Annotated in this window: 24 protein-coding genes and 1 pseudogene; 7 read left to right on the forward strand and 18 right to left on the reverse strand. The window is 62.4% G+C overall.

The features are described from left to right. Nucleotides 1-214: 214 nt before the first annotated feature. The 7 genes from M728_RS04795 to M728_RS04825 all read right to left on the reverse strand — a co-directional run bounded on the left by M728_RS04795 (nucleotide 215) and on the right by M728_RS04825 (nucleotide 7637). Nucleotides 215-391: a hypothetical protein gene (locus M728_RS04795; RefSeq protein ID WP_198023368.1), complete on the reverse strand. Its 177-nt coding sequence runs from the start codon at nucleotides 389-391 to the stop codon at nucleotides 215-217. 528 nt (nucleotides 392-919) lie between these two features. Beyond that, a complete protein-coding gene (locus M728_RS04800; protein WP_026619278.1) occupies nucleotides 920-1213 on the reverse strand; it encodes a hypothetical protein in 294 nt (97 codons plus the stop codon). A 631-nt stretch (nucleotides 1214-1844) separates the two neighbouring features. Continuing rightward, a complete protein-coding gene (locus M728_RS04805; protein ID WP_034883118.1) occupies nucleotides 1845-3017 on the reverse strand; it encodes a glycosyltransferase family 4 protein in 1173 nt (390 codons plus the stop codon). Beyond that, on the reverse strand, nucleotides 3014-4264 hold the full coding sequence (locus M728_RS04810; protein WP_026619280.1) for an O-antigen ligase: 1251 nt from the start codon (nucleotides 4262-4264) through the stop codon (nucleotides 3014-3016). The genes M728_RS04805 and M728_RS04810 overlap by 4 nt, the downstream gene beginning before the upstream one ends. Next, the gene (locus M728_RS04815) at nucleotides 4261-5823 is read right to left on the reverse strand and encodes an undecaprenyl-phosphate glucose phosphotransferase (protein ID WP_026619281.1); all 1563 of its coding nucleotides are present in this window, start codon (nucleotides 5821-5823) and stop codon (nucleotides 4261-4263) included. The genes M728_RS04810 and M728_RS04815 overlap by 4 nt, the downstream gene beginning before the upstream one ends. 60 nt (nucleotides 5824-5883) lie before the next feature. Next, a complete protein-coding gene (locus M728_RS04820; RefSeq protein ID WP_026619282.1) occupies nucleotides 5884-7056 on the reverse strand; it encodes a glycosyltransferase family 4 protein in 1173 nt (390 codons plus the stop codon). A 5-nt stretch (nucleotides 7057-7061) separates the two neighbouring features. Next, entirely contained in the window at nucleotides 7062-7637 is a 576-nt protein-coding gene (locus tag M728_RS04825) for a polysaccharide biosynthesis/export family protein (protein ID WP_026619283.1), read from the reverse strand. Between the two features lie 194 nt (nucleotides 7638-7831). Between M728_RS04825 and M728_RS04830 the strand changes: the two genes are divergently transcribed. Beyond that, nucleotides 7832-9970 carry an exopolysaccharide transport family protein gene (locus M728_RS04830; RefSeq protein ID WP_026619284.1) on the forward strand — a complete coding sequence of 713 codons (2139 nt, stop codon included), beginning with the start codon at nucleotides 7832-7834 and terminating at the stop codon, nucleotides 9968-9970. Nucleotides 9971-9988: 18 nt separating this feature from the next. Here M728_RS04830 and M728_RS04835 read toward each other — a convergent pair whose 3' ends face one another. After that, nucleotides 9989-11233, reverse strand: a complete 1245-nt coding sequence (locus M728_RS04835) for a GNAT family N-acetyltransferase (protein ID WP_026619285.1) — start codon at nucleotides 11231-11233, stop codon at nucleotides 9989-9991. A 155-nt stretch (nucleotides 11234-11388) separates the two neighbouring features. Here M728_RS04835 and M728_RS04840 point away from each other — a divergent pair. Further along, nucleotides 11389-11496 (forward strand): annotated as a pseudogene (locus M728_RS04840) (chloramphenicol acetyltransferase); the annotation flags it as partial. A 3-nt stretch (nucleotides 11497-11499) separates the two neighbouring features. Here the strand turns inward: M728_RS04840 and M728_RS04845 are convergent. Next, nucleotides 11500-12240: a metallophosphoesterase gene (locus M728_RS04845; protein WP_026619286.1), complete on the reverse strand. Its 741-nt coding sequence runs from the start codon at nucleotides 12238-12240 to the stop codon at nucleotides 11500-11502. Nucleotides 12241-12256: 16 nt separating this feature from the next. Next, nucleotides 12257-12469: a DUF2842 domain-containing protein gene (locus M728_RS04850; RefSeq protein ID WP_034883122.1), complete on the reverse strand. Its 213-nt coding sequence runs from the start codon at nucleotides 12467-12469 to the stop codon at nucleotides 12257-12259. Between the two features lie 219 nt (nucleotides 12470-12688). Between M728_RS04850 and M728_RS04855 the strand changes: the two genes are divergently transcribed. Beyond that, complete coding sequence (locus M728_RS04855) at nucleotides 12689-13792, forward strand: COX15/CtaA family protein (protein WP_026619288.1); 1104 nt, start codon at nucleotides 12689-12691, stop codon at nucleotides 13790-13792. 68 nt (nucleotides 13793-13860) lie between these two features. Here M728_RS04855 and argC read toward each other — a convergent pair whose 3' ends face one another. From argC to M728_RS04880, 5 genes are all read right to left on the reverse strand, one after another. Then, nucleotides 13861-14793, reverse strand: coding sequence for an N-acetyl-gamma-glutamyl-phosphate reductase (argC, locus tag M728_RS04860; protein ID WP_026619289.1), 933 nt, complete (start codon nucleotides 14791-14793; stop codon nucleotides 13861-13863). 91 nt (nucleotides 14794-14884) lie between these two features. Then, nucleotides 14885-15841, reverse strand: coding sequence for an agmatinase (gene speB / locus M728_RS04865; protein ID WP_026619290.1), 957 nt, complete (start codon nucleotides 15839-15841; stop codon nucleotides 14885-14887). A 153-nt stretch (nucleotides 15842-15994) separates the two neighbouring features. Then, nucleotides 15995-16462 carry a 30S ribosomal protein S9 gene (gene rpsI, locus M728_RS04870; protein ID WP_018239369.1) on the reverse strand — a complete coding sequence of 156 codons (468 nt, stop codon included), beginning with the start codon at nucleotides 16460-16462 and terminating at the stop codon, nucleotides 15995-15997. A gap of 2 nt (nucleotides 16463-16464) precedes the next feature. After that, nucleotides 16465-16929, reverse strand: a complete 465-nt coding sequence (gene rplM, locus M728_RS04875; protein WP_026619291.1) for a 50S ribosomal protein L13 — start codon at nucleotides 16927-16929, stop codon at nucleotides 16465-16467. 218 nt (nucleotides 16930-17147) lie between these two features. After that, a complete protein-coding gene (locus M728_RS04880) occupies nucleotides 17148-17579 on the reverse strand; it encodes a PaaI family thioesterase (protein ID WP_026619292.1) in 432 nt (143 codons plus the stop codon). A gap of 147 nt (nucleotides 17580-17726) precedes the next feature. Between M728_RS04880 and M728_RS04885 the strand changes: the two genes are divergently transcribed. Next, nucleotides 17727-18548 (forward strand): enoyl-CoA hydratase, encoded by an 822-nt coding sequence (locus M728_RS04885; protein WP_026619293.1) that lies wholly within the window; start codon nucleotides 17727-17729, stop codon nucleotides 18546-18548. A 2-nt stretch (nucleotides 18549-18550) separates the two neighbouring features. Here the strand turns inward: M728_RS04885 and M728_RS04890 are convergent, their stop codons facing one another. Next, the gene (locus M728_RS04890) at nucleotides 18551-19387 is read right to left on the reverse strand and encodes a DMT family transporter (RefSeq protein ID WP_026619294.1); all 837 of its coding nucleotides are present in this window, start codon (nucleotides 19385-19387) and stop codon (nucleotides 18551-18553) included. Between the two features lie 204 nt (nucleotides 19388-19591). Between M728_RS04890 and M728_RS04895 the strand changes: the two genes are divergently transcribed. Genes M728_RS04895 through M728_RS04905 form a run of 3 tightly spaced genes read left to right on the forward strand, consistent with a single transcriptional unit; the run spans nucleotide 19592 to nucleotide 21697 of the window. Continuing rightward, on the forward strand, nucleotides 19592-20020 hold the full coding sequence (locus tag M728_RS04895) for a CoA-binding protein (protein WP_026619295.1): 429 nt from the start codon (nucleotides 19592-19594) through the stop codon (nucleotides 20018-20020). Between the two features lie 25 nt (nucleotides 20021-20045). After that, on the forward strand, nucleotides 20046-21326 hold the full coding sequence (locus tag M728_RS04900) for an O-acetylhomoserine aminocarboxypropyltransferase (RefSeq protein WP_026619296.1): 1281 nt from the start codon (nucleotides 20046-20048) through the stop codon (nucleotides 21324-21326). A gap of 23 nt (nucleotides 21327-21349) precedes the next feature. After that, nucleotides 21350-21697: a cupin domain-containing protein gene (locus M728_RS04905; RefSeq protein ID WP_026619297.1), complete on the forward strand. Its 348-nt coding sequence runs from the start codon at nucleotides 21350-21352 to the stop codon at nucleotides 21695-21697. 32 nt (nucleotides 21698-21729) lie between these two features. On the opposite strand, the gene M728_RS04910 is transcribed toward M728_RS04905, so the two are convergent. Together M728_RS04910 and M728_RS04915 are read right to left on the reverse strand one after the other, a co-directional pair. Further along, a complete protein-coding gene (locus M728_RS04910) occupies nucleotides 21730-22935 on the reverse strand; it encodes a hypothetical protein (RefSeq protein WP_026619298.1) in 1206 nt (401 codons plus the stop codon). A 110-nt stretch (nucleotides 22936-23045) separates the two neighbouring features. Further along, nucleotides 23046-24293, reverse strand: a complete 1248-nt coding sequence (locus M728_RS04915) for a cytochrome P450 (protein ID WP_026619299.1) — start codon at nucleotides 24291-24293, stop codon at nucleotides 23046-23048. Between the last annotated feature and the right edge of the window lie 20 nt (nucleotides 24294-24313).

Here is a 24313-nt window from a genome sequence, read left to right on the forward strand (position 1 = left end):
TGTCATAATGGAATTTAACCCCGCTTCGGCGGGGTTCCCTTGTTGCCCGCAGGGCAGACCTTTTCCCTCAGGCAAGAAAGAATCAGATGGAGCACACGGTGCCTCGGGCGCGGCGATCCTGCTTAGGCCATCAGCGAGACACAAACCCGAGATCGGCGGGGATCACGGGATTAACGTAGCTATGTGTGAGGGTGGCAACGCGAGGACGATACCGTTATTCGGAGCTTGCTTCGGTCTCATCGTTCGTGTCAGACGATGTGGAGGGCTGCTCAAGAGGCCTTTTCGCCAAGGCCGTGATTTCCTCGGCGAGTGCGGCGAGCTGCGCAGCAATGTCTAAGAGGTCCGAAGCCGGTTTTGTGTTGCCGGTGCTTTTCTTATCGCGGTCGCCCATGTTCCCAGTCGCCGTTTCTGGGGCGGCATTCTTGACCGCCAGCCCGGGCGAGGCCAGTCGCCGTTAGCGCCAGGCCTCTAACCGCCTCCTCCCCGTACGAGACGGCTGACGTCAGCTTAACGCCGGCCGCCGCCCACGGCCATTAGCCCATACGACGTAACCCGACACTCCAAAATCAGTCAGAAGACTTCAATGAGCGCTGTCACCGCTACAGCGCCGTGCGTCTTTTCAGACGCACAAAGGACGCTGTAGCTCTTTGAATTGCTGCATGTTTTTGTCCTTAAATCGGGTACGATTTAAGGAAACATGCAGTAGCAGGTTCGTGCTGCCGCAAAGGGCAGAGTGAACGAGAGCAATATTGCGTCCGTGCTCATGCATGGAGGTCCTCCTTGTAGAAGGACCTCCTTTACGGTTTCGCTCACAGCGCCGTGCATCCTTTCAGATGCGCCAAGGTCGCTGCCGCGTTTTGAAATGTTGGCTAATCTTCAAATCGGCTTCCATAAAGTGCGGCGGTTAGCGCTCGTCGCGTTACTCCCCGCCGGAACCCGAAGTGCCGGTATCGGGATTGGCACTTGTTGCGCCGGTATCCGGGTTGGAACTCGGCGTACCCGTGTCAGGATCGGAGCTCGGCGTACCGGTATCGGGGTTGGAGCTCGGTACGCCGGTATCGCCACTGGAGCCAGACGAGCCTGTGTGTTCACCCGGTATGAGAACGATACCGTTGTCTGCATAGGCGTCGCTTGAGGCCGAGATTAGCGGCATGACGGTCGAGGCTGCGAGTCCAAGCAGCGACGCAGCGATAAGGGTTGAAAGTTTCTTCATTGGATTTTCTCCTTTGGCAGGCAGGCGCCTGCCTCAGGCCATTCCCTCCGACGTGAGGAAAGGCATTTTGCCCCAGCCGCGCGGAGGATTACATCGGAACTAGGCATTTTAGCGATCCACGATACTGGCTCTAGAAAAAGCTGCTCAGGGAGGACGACGCGCTTGATATCGCGCGCGCCGACACTAACTCCATAAAAGTACGCGACGTTCGAAGCGGTTCCCTTGGATGGAACAGGGTCGAAAGCCCGAGCTATATGATGGATACGTCGCGATCGGAGCTGCAGCGGATCTGGCCAATCCATCTGCAGCTCTGTTGCTGTTTAGGGGTTCGGGATTTTTTCGCGCGAGCTATTTCCAGGCCGGCTCCCAGGCTTTCCGCTCTCCGGTGAGAGATACTCGGCGAACTCACGCTGACAGTAGTCGGGACCGAATCCGGAGGGCGATGGAGTATCGGCAGAGATGCCGAGTTCGCGAACACGGGCGGTCTCCTGAGAGGCGGCCCGCTTGCTTTATCTCTCCCATTGCGACACTCAATGAGCCAGCGATCGACGATTGAGACTTGAAGAATTCCCTGCTCACTGCGCAATTTAGGCTCCGGTGCTGGGATATTCGGCCGGCGTTGCTTTCTCGCTTATCGTCGCCGCCTTGCCGCCAGCCTTTGGTAGACTTCTTCCGTCTGGTCGAGCATCCGCTTGAGCGTGAAGCGATCCCGGCAGGCATCCGCCGCCTTGGCAAGTCGCGGATAGGTACCCGGATCTGCCGCGGCGATCATGGCTTTGGCAAGCGGCGAAATATCGTCGCTATTGGGGATGATGAAGCCATTCTCTCCGTGCTCGACTGCGGTTTTCGCGCCCCCGACCTCGGAGATGATGATTGGTCGGCCGGCAGCAGCGGCTTCCAGCATCACATAGGACATCGCCTCGTAGCGGCTCGGCATGACGAGGAGGTCGAACGAGCAAACGGCTTGTGGCCCGGTGAAGGCGGCAGTGAGATGAATGCGGTTCTGCAATCCGCTTGCGGCGATCGCTTGGCGAAGCTCTTCCTCCAGTTCGCCCGATCCGACCATCACCAGATGGCTGTTCCCGACCGACGACGCCATGCTCTTAAAAGCGGCGAGCAGGCGCTCAGGCGCTTTTTGCGCGGTAAGGCGCCCGATGAAACCGAAGACGAAAGCGTCAGACGGGATGCCGAAGCTCGCGCGCACCGTCTGCGCCATTTCGGGGGAGGGGGCCTCAACGCCGTTGACGATCACCGACATGCGTTCCTGCGGCAGGCCGAGCGAGAGCGCATGGGCGAACTCGTCCTCGGAGACGGTGACGAGTTGGTCGGTGAAGAACCAGGCGAGAAGCGATTCGATCCCACCATAGATCAGCCGGCCGCCACGCCCGAGCGTCGGGTCCATCGTCCTGAAGGCGTGCGGTGTGTAGACGCGCGGCACGTGCGGCCCCGGCAGGCGGAGGCGCGTCAGTGCCCCGGCCTTGGAACTGTGGCCATGGATGACGTCGAACGGCCCGGCGCCGCGGATGATCCGGCTTATGGCGCGGAAAGATGGCAGGTCGGAGGGGCCGGGCGCGCGCCGCATGTCGACGGCGTGGACAGCGGCAAGGCCGAGCGCCTTGAGCTCACGGACGAAACCTTCCTCCGCCCGGACTGGGGAGTAGATTGCCTCGACGTCATGGCCGCGTGCATGCATGCCGCGGCAAAGGTCGAGGAAGTGACGCCCGGACCCGCCGCCGCTCGGCTCCAGGATTTCGAGAAGGCGCAGCGGAGCGGCCGGCGAGTTGCCGCTTGCGGAATGGCTCATTGTCCGGCGGGCTTTCCGGCCCGGGCGCGACGTCGGCTGCGGTATTCGAGCGCGGCGCATCCCCAGACGATGCCGACAAGCATGTAGAAATGGCGCCAGTGATCAGTGTCGATGACATTGCCGATGCCCACATGGCCGATCAGCGTGACCCAGGCGATCATCAGATAGGGTTGCCACGGCCTGTTGAGCAGAAGGAAGCGGAAACCGAGCGAGAGCGTCCACAGGACGAGCGTGACATAGGAAACGAAGCCGAGCCAGCCGTAGGATGTCAGGCTCTTCAGAAGCACATTGTGCTCGTCTTCGGGAAACATGGTGCTGAACACCATCGGGCCGATGCCGAGCGGTTTTTCCATCGACATCAGAAAGCCGATCCGGTGCCGGTCGAACCGGCCGAGATGCCCGCCGTCGTAGTCCTGCACAAGCTGAGAGCGGCTCGAAAAGAGGGCGGCGACCCGCTCGGATTGCAGGGCGACCAGGAGCGCTCCGACGATAAACAGTGTGCCACAGAGCGCCAGCACAAGGATCCGCAAGCGGAAGAGGCCGTTTCGCTCCTTGAGCAGCATGACGAAGACGAAGGCGACGATGCAGAAAAGGTTGAGCGCCCAGGCGGCACGGGAGAAGGAGAGGAACACGCCAAGCGCAAGCACGAGCAGCCCGGCGATCTTTAACGGCGCCCGGCCGACCGGCTGGGTCAGCAGGCCGTGTATGAGGTAGAGCGCCGGGGCCGCCAGGAAGGGCCCGAAAACGTTCGGGTCCTGGAAGGCCCCTTTGGCGCGGTCATAGAGGGTGAAGTTGCTCGCACCGGGTATCGCGCCGAAATAGCCGAGTATGCCAAGAAGGGCGGTGATGATCGCCGCAGCCAGCCAAGCGTTGAAGATGAGCGGCAGGCGCTGGTGGCGATCTTCTATGATGGCTGCGAAAAAGACGGCCGAGAGGCAGAGAAAGCCCGAGACGGCCATGTACATCGGCCCTGTGCCGAGGTCGCTCATCACCGTTAGAGAAAGGGTGCCGCCGACCATGAACAATATGAGGAGGGCGAGCAGGGGGGCGACCGCACGGGAAATCCTGAGGCCGAAGACGGCCCAGAGACCGATGAGGCCGGTCATGAAGACCTCGTAGGGCGCGGGTTCCGCAATAACGAAGCCCGACAGAAAAACGGCGAACGCAACCAGGCCCGAGCCGACGATCGAAATCGCGGCGAGCTGCGGCCGAAGGACGACGGGCCTCGATGCGGTCGCGGCGATCAATAGGCGTTTTCCGTGTTGAGCAGCCGGAACGGTGTCAGGAACAGGATCTTCAGATCGAAGAGCAGGGACCAGTTCTCGATGTAGTGTAGGTCGAACGCGGTGCGGAAGCGGATCTTCTCATCATTGTCGATCTCTCCGCGCCAGCCATTGATCTGGGCCCAGCCCGTCACGCCAGGCTTGACGCGGTGGCGGGCGAAATAGCCCTCGACGACATCGGAATAGGTCCGATTCTGCGTCTGGGCGAGCACCGCATGGGGGCGCGGCCCGACGAGCGAGAGCTCGCCCTTCAGCACGTTGAAGAGCTGCGGCAACTCGTCAACCGAGGACTTACGCAGGAAACGGCCGACGGGCGTCACCCGGGGGTCATTTTTGGTGACCGCATTGCGGGCGGTCGGGTCGCTCATATGCGTATACATTGAGCGGAATTTGTAGACCTCGATGGTCTCGTTGTTGAAACCGTGGCGGAGCTGCTTGAAGATGATCGGACCGGGCGAGGTCGCCTTCACGGCGATCGCCGCGACAAGCATCACCGGCCAGAGCAGGGCAAGCGCCGCGAGGCTGAAGAAGATGTCGAAGCAACGTTTCGCCACCGAATCCCAGTCGGCAATCGGCTTGTCGAAAATGTCGAGCATCGGCACCTGCCCGACATGTGAGTAGCTGCGCGGGCGGAACCGCAGATTGTTGGCATGCGCCGCGAGCCGGATATCGAGGGGCAGTATCCAAAGCTTTCGCAAGAGCTCGAGGATACGCTTCTCCGCTGTCAACGGCAGCGAGATGATCAGCATGTCGATCCTGGCGAGCCGTGCGAACTCGATCAGTTCGTCGACAGTCCCAAGCTTCGGGTAGCCGGCAATCACGTTCGGCGATCGGCGCTCGTCGCGATCGTCGAAGATGCCGCAGATGCGGATATCGTTGTCCGGTTGGTGCTCGATGGCGCGGATGAGGTCCTTCGCCGGTTGGCCGCCGCCGACGACGACGGCACGGCGTTCCATCGTGCCGTTTCGTGACCAATGGCGGATCGAATAGGCGATGAAGGCGCGCTCGGCGACGAGGAATAAGGCGCCGACAATGAACCATGTGCCGATCCAGAGGCGCGAATAAAGGTGGCCGGACTTTAAAAAAAACAGCGCAAGCGCGATCGCGCCGAAGGCCGCCACCCAGGCGGCGAGGATGCGCGGGGTCATCCTGAGCCAGGCGCGCAGGGCTGGCACCTGGTAGGCATCGGCGATCTGCATGGCGGCGACGGCGAGTGCCGAGCCGCCGGCGAGGATGGCGAGATAGACGGGCAGTTGCGCAAACGTCGGCTCGACATATTGCGCGTTGATACCGTAGCCGATGGCAAAAAGGGCGCAGAAGTCGAGCAAGCGGATGAGGCCGGTGACCATCGCCGGCGAATAGGTGTCGGCGCGAAACTGGAGCGCGATCTGCTTCGCGAGCGGATTGAGCTCCGCAATATCCTTCTTGCCCTTCTTCTCCTCACGCGCGCCCATCCGGATCTCCGAGGCCTTCTTGCGAAGCGCTTCGGGATCGAAGGTCTCTGGCCTGTCAAACTGGTTCATGGTTTCTTTCCGGCGCTGAAGTCCCCTTCGTCCGGATAGCAGAAAGCCACTAAGAAACGCTTACGTTGTGCGAAGCCGCGCCGCAGGCACGAGAGATTCCTCGGTCAGTTCGCGGTAGAGCTGCATCACGTGTTTGCTCATGACGGAAGCGGCGAAGCGCGATTTGAACCGCTCTGCGTCCTGCTTCGTGCGGACGGTCCACTCCTCGTCGACGATCGCGGCCGCCATGGCCGCGGCAATTGCCCCTGCGTTGCCCGGCTCGACCAACGCTTCGTTGTCCGCGCCGAGCACTTCCGGCATACCGCCGACCCGGGTCGCGATCACCGGCTTGCCGGCGGCGAGCGCTTCCAGAAGGATGTAGGGCATCGACTCCGCGCGAGACGGAATGACGACCAGTCGGGCGAGTGCGAAAGCCTCGCGTGCCTTCATCGCGGGGAACATTCTGATACGGTCGCCGAGACCCATCCGCAGGATCATTTCTTCGTATTGCCGCTGCTGGGGGCCGTCTCCGATCATCAGCGCCGAAAGGCGGCGCCCGGCGATGCGCTCGGCCGCGGCAAAGCCCTCTATGAAGAGATCGGGACCCTTGAGGTCCCGCATCATGCCGATATAGAGGAGATCGACGGCATCGGATCTCGTCGCGGTCGGCTCGAACTCGCCATCATCGATGCCGTTATAGATCAGCTCGTTCCGGCCCGGCGGTCGGCCGACCTTGGCGAAATAGGTCTGGCGTTCGAAGTCGCAGACGAAGACGAGCGCATCGGTAAGACGCTCCTGCAGCCGCTCCAGACGGAAGATGAACGCGCCGGCGAGGGACTTCCGCGGGAAGTGCAGGCTGCCCCCATGGGGCGAATAGAGGCGGGCTACGCGATACTTGTTGACCCGCAGGGCTGAACCGATGATGCGTGCAAGCGCGCCACCCTTGGCGCCGTGCCCGTGCAGTACATCCGGTTGCAAATTTCTGATTTCCGTGTAGCTGCGCCACAGCGCGCCGATGTCCGATGGGCCGATGCCGCGGTGGATCGGCACGCGAAGGACGCCGAGCGCCAGATGCGGACGCACCTCATCGAAAAGCGAATCCTCGTAGGCGCCACCGGTGATGCTGTCGCAGAGGATGCCGACTTGGTGTCCGGCTTGCGCATGAGCCTCGGCAAGATCGCGCACATGGCGGAAGATGCCTCCGACGGGCGATCTGAAGCAATGGAGGATGCGCAGGGAACGTTCGCTCGCCATGGAGATCAGAACAGCCGTTCGCGAACATAGATCGTGTCGCCCGCCAGCACCGGGTCGGTGATTGGCACGCGTCCGGTGATGATGCGGCCGTTGACCTTGCGGGTGACATCGGCGGTCTGCTGGTAGGCCCGCGGTGTAAAACCGCCGGCGACCGCGATCGCGTTCTGGATGGTCATGCCCGGAACGTAGGCGTACTGACCGGCCTGGCCCACCTCGCCCATGATGAACACGGAGCGGTAGCGGTCGACTTCGATGGTCACGTCGGGGTCCTTGAGGAAGCCTTGGCGCAACTTCGACGCGATCATGCCTTCGAGTTCCGGCAATGTATGACCACGCGACGGCACGGCTCCGATCAGCGGGAAGGCGACATAACCCGCCTGGTCGACCGTGTAAGTTCCGCTGAGACTCGGCTGCTCAAAGACGTTGACGCGCAGGCGATCGCCGCTGTCCAGCCGATAGGGTTGGATTGTCGCCTGGCTGAATGCCTTGGGCGCGGGCTGGTAATTGGTGCAGCCGCCGACGAGCGCCGGCAATAAAGCCACGGCGAAAGCGCGTGTTCTCCTGGTGGCTGCGGTCGACATGCGGGTCTCGGGCTCCGGAAATGATCACCTCTCGCCAACGTTATCGATCCGTTAGGGTTAATAGCCGGTAAACTCGCTGCCGGAATTTCGAGCTTCTGCGTTGCCGAAAATCATCTTAGGGTTGCGGCCGAAATTAACCGTTGCGTTACCATGTTCGTTTACCTTCCGGCCGAATGAATAAGCTGGAGTGGGGCATGTCGGGCATCGGCGGGCAGCAGGATGTGGATATCGATCTCGGCGGGCTCTTCCGCGCCATCTGGCAGCGGCGCCTCCGGGTTCTGCTCGCTACGGTTGGTGCAGCGGCAATTGCCTTTGCCGCGGCGAAGATGATCGCTCCGGATTATGAGGGCGAGACCCGTGTGCTGATCGAATCGCGCGAGCCCGAATTCAGCGGTCCGAACCAGGTGTCGCAGACGGGCTCCGACAGGATATTCGACGAGTCGGGCATCCTGAGCCAGGTACAGGTGCTGCGTTCGGCCGACCTGATCAAACAGGTCGCTCGCAACATGAAGCTTCACGAACTCGAGGAGTTCGATCCTTCCGCCCATCCCTCGGCGGTCTCCGACCTTCTCGTGATGCTGGGTCTCAAGAAGAACCCTCTCGAATTGCCGCCGGAAGAGCGGATACTGAAAGAGTTCAATGCGAAGCTTCAGGTCTACCAGGTCGAAAAATCGCGCGTGATCGCGATCGCCTTCACGTCGAAGGATCCGAAGCTCGCTGCGGAGATCCCGAACGAGATGGCGAACGTCTATCTCTCGCTGCAGAGCGGCGCCAAGCTCGACTCCAACTCCGAAGCGAGCCGTTGGCTGGAGCCGGAGATCGCCAATCTGCGTGAGAAAGTGCGCGAGGCGGAGGCGAAGGTCGCGGCCTACCGGGCCGAGTCCGGTCTGCTTCCGACGAGTGAGACGCAAAATTTCACCACGCGCCAGCTTGGCGACATCTCGACGGAGCTCGCGCGGGTGCGCGCGGAGCGCGCGAATACGGCGGCGCGCGCCGAGGGTGTGCGGGCAGCACTTGCCGCCGGCCGCTCGGCCGATACGCTCGCCGACATCGTCGGTTCTCCGATGATCCAGCGCCTCAAGGAAAGCCAGGCGAACGTCAAGGGGCAGATCGCCGACCTGTCGACGACGCTGCTCGATGGCCATCCCAGGCTGAAAGGGCTCAAGTCACAGCTCGAGGGCGTCGAAGAGCAGATCCGGGCGGAGACGCGAAAGATTCTCGCCAGTCTCGAAAACGAGGCGAAGGTCGGGCAATTGCGCGAACAGCAATTGGTTCAGCAGTTGAACACCCTCAAGGCTCAATCGGCTCAGGCAGGCGAGGAAGAAGTGGGCCTGCGCGCGCTGGAGCGCGAGGCAGCGGCGCAGCGGCAGCTTCTGGAAACCTATCTCGCCCGTTACCGTGAGGCGACATCGCGCACGGTCGCCAATGCGACGCCGGCCGATGCGCGGGTGATTTCGCGTGCCGTCGTTCCGACCAGCCAGAGCTTCCCGAAAGTACTGCCAATCACCATTGTCGCCGGCTTTGCGAGTTTGCTTGTGAGTTGCGTCGTCATCATGCTTGGCGAGCTTTTCAGCGGCCGGGCCCTGAGGCCGGCTTCGCTCCCGGAAGCGCTCCCGGTCGCCCGACCTATGCAAGCGCTTGCTATCTCTAACACCGCCGAGGACGTTTCCACGCCGGTCCTCTCTCCGGGAGAGCCGGTGGAGCAGGAACCGGAGCGCGTGGATAGCACCGCGGCAGAGCACGACTTCTCGGTCGCGTCGGTTGCCGATCATCTCCGCGCGAAGAACGTGCGTGTCGCCGTTTCCGTCTCGCCCGGTGGTGACGAAGGATCGACCGCTACCGTGATGCTTGCGCGCCTCTTGGCCGAAGAGGGAGAAAAGGTCGTGCTGATCGATCTCTCGGGTTCGGCTTGCCCTAGCCGGCTCATGGCGCAGTCGGCGAGCTTTGCGGGAATTACGAACCTGCTTTCGGGCGAAGTCGCCTTCTCCGAATCGATCCATGCGGACAAGTTCTCCGAGGCGCATGTCATACCGCACGGCGATGCCGATCCGCACGCCGCCATGCGCGGCATCGACCGACTGCAGATGATCATCGATGCTCTCACCAATGCCTATGATTTGGTGCTGATCGAATGCGGCCCCGCCGATGCGGGCGCGGTAGCGAAGGTCGCCCGGCGCGAGGCAACCGAGATTATTCTATCGGCGCCGTCGGTCAGCGATGAACGTGTCGTCGAGGTGCTGACGAGTTTCGGAGAGGCCGGCTACCGCGATATCGTGTTGATGAAAGGGGAGGGCCGAAGCGGCCCCGAGTTGCCCGACAGCCGCGCGGCCTGATACCGTCTTGCGGGCCACTCAATCGTCGCTCAGTCCGCCGGTCGATTCCATCATCTGCCGTCGCCGCCGCTGAATGAAAGCATAAAGCGCCTTGTTGCCCTTGATGGCACGCTTCACTTCGGCGGCTGTCCGTTGGACGGCGGCGGCGAGATAGCCGCGAAGCGTCAGCGGCAGGATGATGTCGCGCAATGGCGTCTCGATCGTGCACCAGGATCGCTTGTAGGGCTGGTCGCCGATCCCGAAGTCGAAGAGGGTCACGCCTTCCGCTGAAAGGCGCTCGATCATCCGATAGAACAGCAGCTCGCCGGGGCTGCTGTCGGCGGCGAACTCGTCGATCGAACCGAACTGGCAGATGACATGGTCGCCCTTGCGCGAAAAGCCGGCAATTGCGACGACCCGGCCCTCGTGCTGTCCCTTGAGTCTTACCGCATTGAGCTCCAGAAACGCGCCATTGTCCGGCTCGGATGCGCGCCCATCGATCAGCGCGTGGAAGAAGGCGCGTGTCTCGGCGTGGCGAAATGCGTCCGGCAGCCCGAGCGCTTCGAAGCGTGCCGCTTTCTGGTGAAAGAATGCCTCGAGCAATGCATGCGCCTCAGGCCCCTTACGGGCGATCACATAGTCGTACCCGCCCAAATCGGCGAGGCGTCTTTCGGATATGCGCATCTTCTTCCGCCGCCGCTTGGCATTGATCTGGGCAAGCGTGAGCTCGATACCTCCGAGGAGCGGTAGCTGGAACGAGGCGTTCGGGTTCCGGATCGCCGGCAGCGAGGCGAAGGGGTGCGGTGCGCCCCGCCACGCCGCCGGCGTCCTTTCGAGCACTATGACGTCCGCGAACCGGCGGAGCTCGCAGCGGATGCCGCGGGTGAGCGCGGTGAGCAACTCGGCCGGAGGCACTTTGTCGATTTCACTGGCAAATAGGCCGGTGTTGAGGTTGCTATGCTCCGAGCCGACGAGGCGGGCCGTACGAAAAACGCGCCCGCGTTCGATCTCGAAGGGTAGGATGAAGAGCAGTCGCCCGCCAAGCGAGCCGCGAACGATCAGAGGTTGGCTGCCGTGCGTTTTCTCCCACGCCGCGCACCAGTCGTAGCTCTGGTGCAGGGAATTCGCATTGTTCTCTTCAAGTGTGCGCCATTCTGGTTCGAGCGCGGCCATATCGAAGTGAGCCGAGACCGTGATCCGCTCGCCGCCACACCGTTCGGCGGGCTGGGTCACATGCAGCCCGCCATCGCTCAAAGGCGCAAGGGCTAAATCGGTGTTGGCCATCGTGATTTGCTCCGTCTGCGGCATGCCGCCATTTGAAGCCCAAATGTCGCTATATCCGATTAATCTTGAACCGAGGGTGGAAACACGGTTAGCGAAGCGTGAAGCTGCGGGTTGGAAAAGTCACCCTCGGCGCGCGTTAGTCGCGGTTTTCGCCCGAGAGACTGCAGGCGATCGCCTGGTGGGATTGGCCAGTCGACAAGGTGACCCGCAACATCGCGGCGATCACCGGTGCCGATCTCGATGCACTTGAGGCGGCGGAATAGCCGTCAATCGAGAAAGCCGGTTGCGAGCGCCCTTGCCCATTCGGGGCGGTTGCGATCGGCGGCGAGCCGCGACATCGCCATGTGATCGTAGCCGACGCAACGGAAGGTCACGCTCCAGCCGCCGGCGGCATGCTCGACAATGGCGTAGCGCGCATCCGGCGAGCCGGTTTCGACCTTGTGGGCGACGGGCTGATCATCGTCATATCCGGGGCAGCCGACGCTGCCTGGATTGACGAGAAGGCGGCCGTCCGCAAGCCGCACGGCGCGTGCGATATGGGTATGGCCGCAGAGGATCACGGGATAGTCGATCCCCTCCGCGAAGCTCTCGATCGCTTTCCGCCCCGCCATATGCACCACGCCGTCGGCGGTCAGGGCCTCCATCCAATAGGTCTCGTCGCTGGCGGGCGTGCCGTGGCACAGGAAGAGCGCGTTGCGATAGACAAAAGTTTCCGGCAGCTCCGCCAGCCAGTCGAAGTGGCGTTTCTCGAGCTCGTCATAGGCGACACGATCCGAGGGGCCCATCTCGGCAGGATCGCCGGTGAGAAGATAGCGGTCGTGATTGCCGCGGATCGCCGGGATGTTGCGGTCGATCAGGATATTTGCCGTTTGTGCCGCGCGAAGCGGCCCGCTGAAATGGTCGCCGAGATTGACGACCGCGTCGATCCCCAGCGCGTCGATATCGGCGAGTACCGCCTTGAGCGCGAGGTCGTTGCCGTGGATATCGGAAATGACGGCGATTTTCATTGCGGCGCTCCGGCGATCAGCGATTGTCGATCGGTTTCTCCATCCACTTGATGATCAGCATCGCAGGAAGGATCCATAGAAGGCCGGTGAAGAAGAAATAGAGAAGGTGAACCCACCAGGGTGAAGCACCGAGCAGGAGCGAGGCGAAGGTGACCGCTGCCAACGCATAGACGATGACAAGGATGATCAGGAGGATGGTGCCGATCAGTTTTCTGAGGCGTACGGGCATTACTCTTCTTTCTTATGGCGGCAACCTAAGCTGGGTCGAGAAAAGAGCGTGCGGTCCGCATCGCACACCAACCGCTTAGAATCGGCCGCGACGGCATGCCGCAAAGGCTTCGGCCTTGTTTTGCACGGCACTCTGGTGCAAATCAACGGCTTTCCGGACCGCCACGCTCGGCGAGCCTGTGTGCGGTGACCGTATCCGGCGACAGATGAGGAAGCGCCCATGGCCCACGCCGAGTTGGCAATAGAACAGACGCTGCTCAAGGAGATTGGCAGAACCGAGCGTAACCGCCGGCAGATCCGCGGCTGGCTTGCGGTCGTGCTGTTTGCCTTGTTTGCGCTGGTGCTCGTCGGTGGGGCGACGCGGCTGACCGAATCCGGCCTTTCGATCACCGAATGGAAGCCCATTCACGGCGTGATTCCGCCACTCTCCGCGGAGGAATGGGAGGAGGAGTTCCGTCTTTATCAGCGCATCCCGCAATATGAGCAGCTCAACAAGGGCATGACGGTCGAGGAGTTCAAGACGATCTTCTGGTGGGAGTGGGCACACCGGCTTCTCGCGCGCAGCATCGGCGTGATCTTCGCTCTGCCGCTGTTCTTCTTCTGGGTCACGGGGCGGATCGAGCGGCGGCTGAGGCTGCCGCTCCTCGGCATTCTCGCCTTCGGCGGTTTCCAGGGCTTCATCGGCTGGTGGATGGTGTCTTCCGGACTCGCTGAGCGGACCGAAGTCAGCCAGTACCGGCTCGCCACCCATCTGGTCATCGCCTGCCTGATCTTTGCCGCCTGCATGTGGATCTACCGCGGTCTTTGTCCTCATTCGGACGATGCCGCCCCGACGAAAAGATCGCAGGCGGTGGCCGGCATTGTTGCGGCCATGAGCCTCTTCCAGATTTATCTGGGCGCGCTCGTCGCCGGTCTCGATGCGGGCCTAAGCTACAACACCTGGCCGTTGATGGATGGCGCGCTCGTGCCGGGTGGCCTGTTCATTCAGCAGCCCGCCTGGATCAATCTTTTCGAAAACCCGAAGACGGTGCAGTACGTACACCGTCTCGGTGCCTATCTGCTCTTCGCACTGGCGCTTTGGCATATGATCACGTCACTGCGTGCCGCGCCGGAAACCACCCATGCCCGCCGCTCCGTGGTCCTGTTGGGGCTGGTGACGGCACAGGCGGCGATCGGCATCACGACGCTTCTCCTGCAGGTTCCGATCGGCTGGGGCGTATTGCACCAGGCGGGTGCCTTGGTCGTTCTGGGTTTTGCAATTGCCCATTGGCGCGGGTTTGTCGGCGAATATCCGAGATCGACGGCGATCGAAGTGCGCGGCTGAGAGGGCTGCAACGGCCAAACAAAAAACCCCGGCAGAAGTGGCTGCCGGGGTTTTGTTTCACTTCCACTTTAGGCGGAAAGCATCAGGTCCATGTTCTGGACGGCCGCCCCCGAGGCACCCTTGCCGAGATTGTCGAGCAACGCGACCAGGTTGACATGGGTACCGCCGCTGGTGCCGAAGACGAAGAGCTTCATCGTGTCCTTACCGGCGAGCTCCGTCGCATCGATCCGGTTGAGCTTGGCGCTTTCCTCAAGCGGCACGACCTCGACGATCGATTGACCGGCATAATGTTCGACAAGCGCGGCGTGGATGCTTTCGAGCGTCGCGCCGGGAGCAAGCTCTTCGAGATAGAGCGGCACCTGCACGATCATGCCCTGCGGGAACTTGCCGACCGAGGGCGAGAAAACCGGGGCGCGCTCGAGCAGCCCATGCATCTTCATTTCCGGCACGTGCTTATGCTTCAGCGTGAGGCCGTAAAGAAAATGCGGCGCGCTGATGTGGTCCGGGTTCTTCTCATCCTCGATCTGCGCGATCATCTGCTTGCCGCCGCCGGTATAGCCGGAAACGGCATTGACGGTGACCGGGTAGCCGTCCGGCAGGATACCGGCCTGGCGCAGCGGCCGGATCACACCGATCGCGCCGGTCGGATAGCAGCCGGGATTGGCGACATGGCGCGCGTCGCGAATTTTCTGCGGCTGAATTCTGTCCATTTCCGCGAAACCATAGGCCCAGTCGGGCGCGACGCGATGCGCGGTCGAGGTGTCGATGATGCGCACGCGATTGTTGCCGGCAACCATGGCAACTGCCTCGCGCGAGGCATCGTCCGGCAGGCAGAGGATGGCGATGTCGGCGCTGTTCAGGAGATCTTCGCGCATCGCGGCATTGCGGCGCTCCGCCTCCGGGATCGACAGGAGCTCGAGATCCGTGCGACCGGCCATGCGCGCACGGATCTGCAGGCCCGTCGTGCCGTGTTCGCCATCAATGAAGATCTTCGGTTTCATGATTTTCCTGCTCCTGCAGACGCTTGCCGGACTTTCCAGAATCAGTCTGGCATAGAATTGAATCAATTTCTTGAGCGTGCGGCCGCCGGCATCAGCCTCGTCTCTCCGCCAGCCACTCGGCACGCAGACCCAGCATATACATGGCGATAGTGGAGCCAGCAATGGCGGTCAGATCCGCGTGGTCATAGGCAGGCGCCACCTCGACTACGTCGCTTCCAGCAATATGGAGCGCCCCGAGTTTGCGCAGCACCGAGAGGATCTTCGCGCTGGAGGGACCGCCGGCGACCGGCGTGCCGGTGCCGGGAGCATAGGCGGGGTCGAGGCAGTCGATGTCGAAGGTCAGATAGGCCGGGTGGCTGCCGACATGGCGGACGATCGTGTCGGCGATCTCCTCGGCTCGCATCTCCTCCACCTCGTGGCCGTAGACGATCCGGATGCCGCAATCCTCCGGAGCATGCGTGCGGATGCCGATCTGGATCGAACGCTCCGCGTCGATCAGCCCCTCACGGGCGGCGCGGCCGACGAAGGAACCATGGTCGATGCGGCCTTTCTCGTCGGGCCAAGTGTCCTGGTGGGCGTCGAATTGGACGAGGGCGAGAGGGCCATGCAATGCCGCATGTGCCTTGAGGATCGGATAGGTCACGAAGTGGTCGCCGCCAAGCGTCAACAGATATGCGCCCGATTTCAGGATTTTCATCGCCTCGCGCTCGATCGTGGGTGGCGTCTTTGCATGGTTGCCGTAGTCGAGCAGGCAGTCGCCATAGTCAATCGTCGCCATGTCGGCGAAGAGATCGCGCTGGAAGGGATATTGCGGATCGTTGTCGAAGATTGCCGATGCGCGGCGGATCGCCTGCGGGCCGAAGCGCGCGCCGGGGCGGTTCGAAGTGGCGGCATCGAAGGGAATCCCCCAGACAACCGTGTCCACGCCCTTGAGCTGCTTGGTGTATTTCCGCCGCATGAAGGAAAGGATGCCGGCATGCGTCGGATCGGAAGCCGCCGACGTCAGGGATTTCGCAGTGATCGCGTGGTCGATTGTCTTGTTGGCCATGCCGTTCTCCCGTCAGATGGGCGGGACGTTGGGCAATGGATGTCGGCAAGGCAAGAGCTTGCCCACAAAATCATGTGCATGGCGCGGCATGCATGCGCATGAAAAAAGGCCGGGACATGCCCGGCCTTCGAAAGTGCAGTTTCTGCCCAGCGATTAGCGCTTGGAGAACTGGAACGAACGGCGTGCTTTTGCACGGCCGTACTTCTTGCGCTCGACCACGCGGCTGTCGCGGGTGAGGAAGCCACCACGCTTCAGAACGGAGCGCAGGCCCGGTTCGAAGTAGGTGAGGGCCTTGGCAATGCCGTGACGAACGGCACCGGCCTGGCCGGAAAGCCCGCCGCCGGCAACGGTTGCGTCGACGTCGAACTGGCCGTCGCGAGCGGCAGCGACGATCGGCTGCTGCAGGATCATCTGCAGGACCGGACGAGCGAAGTAAGCCGAGAAGGGCTTGCCGTTGACGGTGATCTTGCCAGAACCGGCCTTGACCCAAACGCGGGCGACGGCGTCCTTGCGCTTGCCGGTCGCGTAGGAACGGCCCTGCGCGTCGACCTTCTTGACGTGAACCGGAGCGGCCGGTTCCGCGGTCGTGGCGATATCCTTTAGAGCGGAAAGGTCAGCCATTATCAGGCGCTCCTTGTGTTCTTGCTGTTCAGCTTGGCGATGTCGAGGACGGCCGGCTGCTGTGCTTCATGCGGGTGGTTGGTGCCGGCGTAGACACGCAGGTTCTTCATCTGGCGGCGGCCGAGCGGGCCACGGGGGACCATGCGCTCAACGGCCTTCTCGATGACGCGCTCCGGGAAGCGGCCTTCGATGATCTGGCGAGCGGTGCGCTCCTTGATGCCACCCGGATAGCCGGTGTGCCAGTAGTACTTCTTGTCGGTGTACTTCTTGCCGGTGAGGACGGCCTTCTCCGCATTGATGACGATGACGTTGTCGCCGTCGTCGACATGGGGCGTGAAGGTGGCTTTATGCTTGCCGCGAAGGCGGTTTGCGATGATGGAAGCGAGGCGACCGACAACGAGGCCTTCGGCGTCGATGAGGATCCACTTCTTCTCCACCTCTGCAGGCTTCTGAACGAAGGTTGCCATATCTAAACTCTTTCGTTGGACCCGGAAGCGAGCCGGGCGTTTCTTGTTGCTTGCATTGACCTCGATGAGGCCAAAAAAGAAGGCGGCCCGAGGGGACCGCGATCTGCGGCAGCTTATACGGAAGCACGAAAGCAAGGTCAAGAGCGATACTTCGCGCCGCGCGAAAGAATATGCGGTAGATTCAACGGCTTAGCTGTGTGGTTCTGCAATACCACAATTTAGCGCGGAGGAATCGAATAGGTCGCGGTAGCGTGAGCGATCAATTCGTCCCCGCCGACGGCAGTTATCGAGGCGTCGAGGACGGCAAGCCGCTTGCCGAGTTTCAGGATCCGGCAGGTGCATTCGAGCGGTTCAGGCTCGGGCTTGCGAAGGAAATTGATGTTGAGATTGGTGGTGACGGCGAGCGCGACCGGACCGATATGCGCGATCAACGCAATATAGGCCGAGACGTCCGCAAGCGCGAACAACGTCGGCCCGGAAACAGTGCCGCCCGGCCGGATGTGCCGTTCGTTCGGGTCGAGCCGCATCGTCGCGAAGCCCGGTCCGGTGTCCGTCACCGCGAAGATCTTGCCGTCCGTATGCACCTGTGGAAAGTCGGTGTCGAGGAAGCGATCGAGCTCCTCGACGGTCATGATCGGCTGCAAGTTCATCGTCGCCTCCATTTCTGGTGCGCTCGTTACAGGACGCCTATGCCAATCATGCAAGCCGGAAAAAGGTCTTACGGCTCGAACGCGCGGGGTTGAAAGACCCGTGAGGGCGTCGTACCACGACCTCATCTCGAAAAAGGAGAGAAGGCCATGGCGGATGTCGTTTCATTCAGAAAGGAAGAGCCGAGCGGTCTGCTGCTGCACGAAGCGAAGGGCCCGGTGCTGCGGCTGACGCTCAACAACCCTCCGGCCAACGTTCTTTCGATCGCCTTGATGCAAGAGCTGCTGGCGGCGCTCGATGAAGCGGCGGCCTCCAAGGAGATCAAGGTCGTGGTGATCGCGGCTATGGGCAAGCTCTTCTCCGCGGGCCATGATTTGAAGGAAATGACTGGACACCGCGCGGACGCCGACGGCGGGAGGGCCTTCTTCGAGCGCACGATACGTCTTGCCGGCGACATCATGCTGAAGATCAGCAAGCTGCCGCAAGCTGTGATCGCGGAGATTGACGGTCTTGCGACGGCGGCTGGCTGCCAGTTGGTGGCGAGCTGCGATCTTGCGATCTGCACCGACACCTCGACCTTCTGCACGCCCGGCGTGAACATCGGCCTTTTCTGTTCGACGCCGATGGTCGCGCTCTCGCGTGCGGCGCACCGCAAGCAGGCGATGGAAATGCTGCTGACAGGCGAGACGATCGATGCCGGGACCGCCAAGGAATTCGGCCTCGTCAACCGCATCGTACCGCAGCAATATCTGCGCCAGGTGGTCGACAAATACGGCGCCGTGATCGCCGCGAAATCGCCGCAGGCGCTGAAGATCGGCAAGCAGGCCTTCTATCGGCAGGCCGAAATGCCTTTGGCCGAGGCCTACGACTACGCGGTGGGCGTGATGGTCGAAAACATGCTCGCCCGCGATGCCGAGGAAGGCATCGGCGCCTTTCTCGGCAAGCGCATGCCGGAGTGGAAGGAACAGTAGGCTCAAGCCAGTCTCAAGAGCAGGGCGCCGAGCGCGATGACGCAGGCGGCAATCGCGCGCCATACACTGACGCGCTCCTTCAGAAACACCGCGGAGATGACGACGGCGAAGAGGATCGAGGTCTCCCGCAGCGCCGCGACCGTTGCGACCGGCGCCTTGGTCATCGCCCAGAGCGCCAGGCCATAGGCGGCGAGCGAACCACCGCCGCCGATCAGCCCACGCCACCAGTTATGCACCACGTGCCTGAGCACCGGCTTGACGCCGCGCCGGAGGAAGGCCCAGGCGAAGAGAAGAACGGCCGGCAGCGGCGCCATCCACAGCGTGTAGGAGATGGGGTTGCCGGAAACCCGCGCACCGATGCCGTCGACATAGGTATAGCTTGCGATCACGCAGGCGTTGAGCAGCGCCAGCATGATCGCGTGCTTGCCGCCCTTGCGGGATTCGAAGGCGAGCGTCAGCACGCCCGCCGAGATCGTCAGGATGCCGGCCAGAGCTCCGCCGCTCAGTTCTTCGCCAATGACAAGCCTGCTTGTCGCCGCGACGATGAGCGGGGCGACGCCGCGCATCAAGGGGTAGACGAGGCCGATGTCGCCGGCGCGATAGGAGGCGGCGACCAGTTGGAAATAGGCGAACTGGAACAGTGCCGAAACGAGGATATAGGGCCAGGCCTCGGGCCCGGGCAAAGGCAAAAAAGGGAGAAAGGGGAGCGCCACCGCCGCCGCCCCCAGCGCCACCATGGCCGCGTCGAGGGATTTTTCCGAGCCTGACTTGACGAGTGCATTCCAGGTCGCGTGCAGAAGCGCTCCGAGGAGTACGAGCGCAATGACGTCAAGTGGCAAGATGGACCTCTGCGGGATGCTATGGAGGGAGTATCGGTTGTGGCGCTGCGCCGCCGGAAATGCAATCGGTTTCATCCGGTCGGCCTCCGGTCGCGACGGCCGGCAACGAAACGGTGCAAATGCGGGGCGGAAGCGGGTGTCTTGGTTGACTTGCCGCCGCGCGACGCCAACTATCCGTGCACGACAACGATGCGGATGGCCAGCATGAACCACGACGCCTACCCGGATTACTATCTCGCCGATATTCTGCGCGAGACGAAGACCATTGCGCTTGTTGGCGCCTCGCCGAAGCCGGAGCGCCCGAGCCACCGCGTCATGGCTTTCCTGTTGCGCAAGGGCTACCGCGTCATTCCGGTTAATCCCGGCCATGCCGGTCGCGCCATTCTCGATCAGCCGGTGGTGGCGCGCCTTGCCGACATCAATGAGCCGATCGATATGGTCGATGTCTTTCGCGCCGCCCATGCGCTACCGGCGCTCGTCGACGAGATCCTGACGCTGCCGTCGCTGCCCAAAGTGATCTGGGGGCAGTTGTCCGTCCGCGACGACGCAGCTGCGGCCCGAGCCGAGGCAGCAGGCATCAAAGTCGTCATGGATCGCTGCCCGGCGATCGAATATCCGCGCTTGATCGGCTGATCGCTCGGGGAGGGGAGACATAACTATGAAAGCGGGTCCCGGTTTCAGCACGCTCGCCGTCCATGCCGGAGCCCAGCCCGACCTGGCAACGGGCGCGCGGGCGACGCCGATCTACCAGACGACGAGCTTCGTCTTCAACGACACCGATCATGCCGCCGCTCTCTTCGGCCTGCAGCAGTTCGGCAATATCTACACCCGCATCATGAACCCGACGCAGGCGGTGCTCGAAGAGCGGCTCGCAGCGCTGGAGGGCGGGACGGCCGCGCTTGCGGTTTCTTCGGGCCACGCCGCCCAGCTTCTCGTCTTTCATACGATCATGAGCCCCGGCGACAATTTCGTCGCCGCCAAGCAGCTTTACGGCGGCTCGGTCAACCAGTTCGGCCAGGCATTCAAGTCCTTCGACTGGCAGGTCCGCTGGGCGGATTCGGCCGATCCGGTAAGCTTCGAGGCACGGATCGACGAACGCACCAAAGCGATCTTCATCGAGAGCCTGGCCAATCCGGGCGGCACCTTCGTCGATATCGCCGCGATCGCCGAGGTTTCGCGCCGCCACGGGCTGCCGCTGATCGTCGACAACACGATGGCGACGCCCTATCTCGTGCGGCCGCTGGAACACGGTGCCGACATCGTCGTGCATTCGCTGACCAAATTTATCGGTGGCCATGGCAATTCCATGGGCGGCATCATCGTCGACGGCGGCACCTTCGACTGGTCGAAATCCGGCAGGTACCCGCTTTTGTCCGAGCCGCGGCCGGAATATGGCGGCGTCGTGCTGCACCAGGCCTTCGGAAACTTCGCTTTTGCGGTCGCCGCTCGGGTGTTGGGCCTCAGGGATTTCGGGCCGGCGATCTCGCCCTTCAATGCGTTCCTGATCCAGACGGGTGTCGAGACCTTGCCGCTCAGGATGCAACGCCACTGCGACAATGCGCTCGCGGTCGCCAAATGGCTAAAGAACAATGAGAAAGTGTCGTGGGTGCGCTACGCCGGGCTCGAAGACGATCCGAACAACGCGCTTCAGAGGCGCTACTCCCCCAAAGGCGCAGGGGCCGTCTTCACTTTCGGGGTTGCGGGCGGATACGAGGCGGGCAAGCGCTTCGTCGAAGCGTTGGAAATGTTCTCTCATCTCGCCAATATTGGCGACACTCGCTCGCTCGTTATCCACCCCGCGTCGACCACGCACCGGCAGCTCTCGCCCGAGCAGCAGGCCGCAGCGGGCGCTGGGCCTGATGTCATCCGCCTCTCGGTAGGCATAGAGGACGTCGACGACATCATTGCCGATCTCGATCAGGCGCTTGCCAAGATCTAAGACAGCCGAAGATGGAGGCGCCCATGAGCCATATGCTGAAATTCGACCCTTCGTCGCTCGAACCCGAACTCGGCGCGCCGGCACCCGAACGGTTGATTTCCGGCGATCCCGAGTTTCGTACCTGGAACTTCGAGGAGGCTCCCGGCGGCCTCTATGCCGGCATTTGGGAGGCAACGCCCGGGAAATGGCGGATCGCGTACAACGAATGGGAATATTTCCACCTCCTCAGCGGCCATTCGATCGTGATCGAGGATGGCGGCGCAGGGCCCGTTCACCTGAGGGCCGGCGACAGCATGGTCTTGAGACCGGGCTTCAAGGGAACCTGGGAAGTCGTTGAAACGACTCGCAAGGAGTACGTGATCCGGCTCTAACCCGCCTTACGCGGTCGGATGCCGGGGGGGGGCTACCTCGCTGCCGTGTTGGCACCGACGTCGTTCGTCGGATCATCGTTGCGGATGAGGCTTTCGCTTCCGCCTACGAGCTTGTTGTCGCGGACCACGTTGTTCTGGGCGAAGTCGCGGTTGCTGGCGCTGCTGCCGAAGGGATAGGCCGGATCCGTGAAGCAATAGCTGCGGCCGCCGTTGCGCGAATTCAGCCAGACTGCCGGTTGTGCGAGGAATGACGACCGATAGCGGAACGTGTTGCCGACGATCTGGTTGTGCTGCGGTTTCTGGTGGCGGATCACCCCGCCTTCGCCGCAGTTGCGATAGACGAAAATGCCGCCGTTTTCGGCATGCTCGAAGGCGTTGTTGCTGATCCTGTTGTTCGCCGAGCCGTCGATCGCGATCAGCTCCCGTGTCTCCGTCGAAATCCCGAAAACATTGTTGCTGATCGTATTGCCGGCGGATTCCGCGTCGAGATAGACGGCGACCGAGCTCGACTTGCCGTCGACCTTCGAATTGACAAGAGCCGCCTTGGTCACCCCGGGGCCGACGTAGAGGGGAATGCCGTCGGGAGCGTCGAAGGTAACGCTATCGAGCCGTATGTTCTTCGGTGCGGAGGCCTGGGCGAATGCCGTGTGGTCGGCATTCCGCGACGATGCCTTCATCGTCTCGCCATTGGCGTTTTCTCCGAGCCCGTAAATCCTGACGAAACCTTTGATCTTGCAGTTGCGTATGGTGACGCCTGACGGCGCATCCCAGGCGCCGGAGGCATCCTTCTTCGAACGAACGGCGACGGCGGTCTTCTGTTTGCGGGACTCGCCGGCGCTCACGTCGAGCGTGCCGCCGCCGCAGTCGAGCACGGAGCCGGAAGCCGCGCTGCCTTCGAAGACGAGCGGATGGGTGACGACGTCCACGGACGAAAGACGGAGGCTGCAGTTGAGCGTGATGGCGTTGTTGCCGTGCGCCCTTACCTTGGATTGCATCCCGGCATCGCAGGCCGGCTTCGCTTCGACATTCTCGGTCGGCGGTGTGGAAGGATCCGTCGGCGGCGCGGGCGGATCCGTCGGGGTGGATGGAGTCGTCGGTCGGGAGACGCCGGGCTGCTGCGCGACGGGATAGCCGGACACTGTCCTGAGAGCCGCGTCGGTGACCATGGCAAGATCACTTTGGCAGCCGTTCAGGGCGACGCTCGCGACGAGCAGGCTCGTGAACTTGATTGGCGGCATCGGCAGGTCCCCATCGCGGTTCGTCCAAACGCCAATAAGGCTTTATGCTTAACGGAATTTGAACGGCAACCAACTGGCGGTCGCCTCCGATTAAGGAAACATGCGGGTAGCTACCAGACCAGATCGAGCCGCTCCAGCCCGTGGAAATGGAAGCTGTCCTTGACGGGAGGCTCGCCCTTGAGCCGCATGCCGGGCAGGCGCTCAAAGAGGATCGGCAGCGAAATCTTGAGTTCCAACCGCGCGAGCGGCGCACCGATGCAAAAATGCAGGCCCGCGCCGAACGAGACATTCGCGCCCTCGTCGCGGTCCGGCTTGAACGTGTTGGGTGCGGAAAATTTGCGGGGATCGACGTTTGCAGCCCCCAGCATCAGCCCGATCTTGTCGCCCTTCTTCAGCGCGATGCCGTCCCCGAGGTCGATGTCGGACAAGGCGTAACGCTGGAAGATATGCAAGGGAGCCGCGAAACGCAGGCACTCTTCGACGGTTCTCTCCGTTGCAGCCTCATCGGCGAAAAGCGCGGCCGGGGCGTGGCCGGATTGCAGGATGGTGCGTACGGCATTGCCGATCTGATGGACCGTCGCCTCATGGCCCGCATTCAGAAGCAGTACCGTCGTCGAGATCAGTTCGGCATCCGACAGCCGCTCGCCGTCCTTCTCCGAGGTGATCATGTGCGTGAGAAGATCGTCCGCCGGCCTGGTGCGCTTCTCGGCGATGATGCCTTTCAGATAATCCGCGAATTCCGCGGAAGCCTGGTTGGCGTCTATCTCCGTCTCGAAGCTCGGGTTGAAGACATACATCTTCACCATGCGATGCGACCAGTCGAGAAGGCGCGGTGCCGCCTCGGCCGGAATGCCGAGCATGCGCGCGATGACGGTGACCGGGATCGTCTCGGCATACGTCTTCAACAGTTCGACTTCGCGATCCCCCGCGAAGCTTTCGATGACGGAGTGCGAGAGCGCCGCGATATCCGGCCGGAGCTGCTCGATCTGCCGGGAAAGGAAGGCGCGGTTGACGAGCGTGCGCAGGCGCGTGTGTGCCGGCGGCTCCAATTCGAGCAGCGAATGCGCCTCCAACGCGTCGAAATCCTTGAGATGTGGTTTCGGCTCGGGCATGCCGAGCTCTTCGCGTGTCGCAACATGCAGGATCTGGCGGCCGAAGCGACGGTCGCGCAAGAGGCCGTTCACCTGATCATAGCCTGCAAAGTACCATTGCTGCTGCTCCTGCCAGAAGAAGGCCGGACACTGCGCATGGAGCGCTGCATAGGCCGGAAGCGGATTGCGGAAAAAATCCGGATTGCGAACGTCGAGGGAGACGCGCCGGGCGGCGCCGTTGATGCTGATGCCGGGGACTGCGGACATGACGTCGACTCTTGCGATGG

The organism is Ensifer sp. WSM1721, assembly GCF_000513895.2.
Taxonomy (GTDB): domain Bacteria; phylum Pseudomonadota; class Alphaproteobacteria; order Rhizobiales; family Rhizobiaceae; genus Sinorhizobium.

Coding starts and splice junctions, on each gene's coding strand:
- M728_RS04910 (WP_026619298.1), bottom strand. CDS start 22,935: ATGCCGCCAATCAAGTTCACGAGCCTGCTCGTCGCGAGCGTCGCCCTG.
- M728_RS04915 (WP_026619299.1), bottom strand. CDS start 24,293: ATGTCCGCAGTCCCCGGCATCAGCATCAACGGCGCCGCCCGGCGCGTC.
- M728_RS04805 (WP_034883118.1), bottom strand. CDS start 3,017: ATGAGCCATTCCGCAAGCGGCAACTCGCCGGCCGCTCCGCTGCGCCTT.
- rplM (WP_026619291.1), bottom strand. CDS start 16,929: ATGGCAACCTTCGTTCAGAAGCCTGCAGAGGTGGAGAAGAAGTGGATC.
- M728_RS04825 (WP_026619283.1), bottom strand. CDS start 7,637: ATGTCGACCGCAGCCACCAGGAGAACACGCGCTTTCGCCGTGGCTTTA.
- M728_RS04850 (WP_034883122.1), bottom strand. CDS start 12,469: ATGCCCGTACGCCTCAGAAAACTGATCGGCACCATCCTCCTGATCATC.
- M728_RS04895 (WP_026619295.1), top strand. CDS start 19,592: ATGAACCACGACGCCTACCCGGATTACTATCTCGCCGATATTCTGCGC.
- argC (WP_026619289.1), bottom strand. CDS start 14,793: ATGAAACCGAAGATCTTCATTGATGGCGAACACGGCACGACGGGCCTG.
- rpsI (WP_018239369.1), bottom strand. CDS start 16,462: ATGGCTGACCTTTCCGCTCTAAAGGATATCGCCACGACCGCGGAACCG.
- speB (WP_026619290.1), bottom strand. CDS start 15,841: ATGGCCAACAAGACAATCGACCACGCGATCACTGCGAAATCCCTGACG.
- M728_RS04905 (WP_026619297.1), top strand. CDS start 21,350: ATGAGCCATATGCTGAAATTCGACCCTTCGTCGCTCGAACCCGAACTC.
- M728_RS04835 (WP_026619285.1), bottom strand. CDS start 11,233: ATGGCCAACACCGATTTAGCCCTTGCGCCTTTGAGCGATGGCGGGCTG.
- M728_RS04855 (WP_026619288.1), top strand. CDS start 12,689: ATGGCCCACGCCGAGTTGGCAATAGAACAGACGCTGCTCAAGGAGATT.
- M728_RS04885 (WP_026619293.1), top strand. CDS start 17,727: ATGGCGGATGTCGTTTCATTCAGAAAGGAAGAGCCGAGCGGTCTGCTG.
- M728_RS04900 (WP_026619296.1), top strand. CDS start 20,046: ATGAAAGCGGGTCCCGGTTTCAGCACGCTCGCCGTCCATGCCGGAGCC.
- M728_RS04795 (WP_198023368.1), bottom strand. CDS start 391: ATGGGCGACCGCGATAAGAAAAGCACCGGCAACACAAAACCGGCTTCG.
- M728_RS04830 (WP_026619284.1), top strand. CDS start 7,832: ATGTCGGGCATCGGCGGGCAGCAGGATGTGGATATCGATCTCGGCGGG.
- M728_RS04845 (WP_026619286.1), bottom strand. CDS start 12,240: ATGAAAATCGCCGTCATTTCCGATATCCACGGCAACGACCTCGCGCTC.
- M728_RS04815 (WP_026619281.1), bottom strand. CDS start 5,823: ATGAACCAGTTTGACAGGCCAGAGACCTTCGATCCCGAAGCGCTTCGC.
- M728_RS04800 (WP_026619278.1), bottom strand. CDS start 1,213: ATGAAGAAACTTTCAACCCTTATCGCTGCGTCGCTGCTTGGACTCGCA.
- M728_RS04880 (WP_026619292.1), bottom strand. CDS start 17,579: ATGAACTTGCAGCCGATCATGACCGTCGAGGAGCTCGATCGCTTCCTC.
- M728_RS04820 (WP_026619282.1), bottom strand. CDS start 7,056: ATGGCGAGCGAACGTTCCCTGCGCATCCTCCATTGCTTCAGATCGCCC.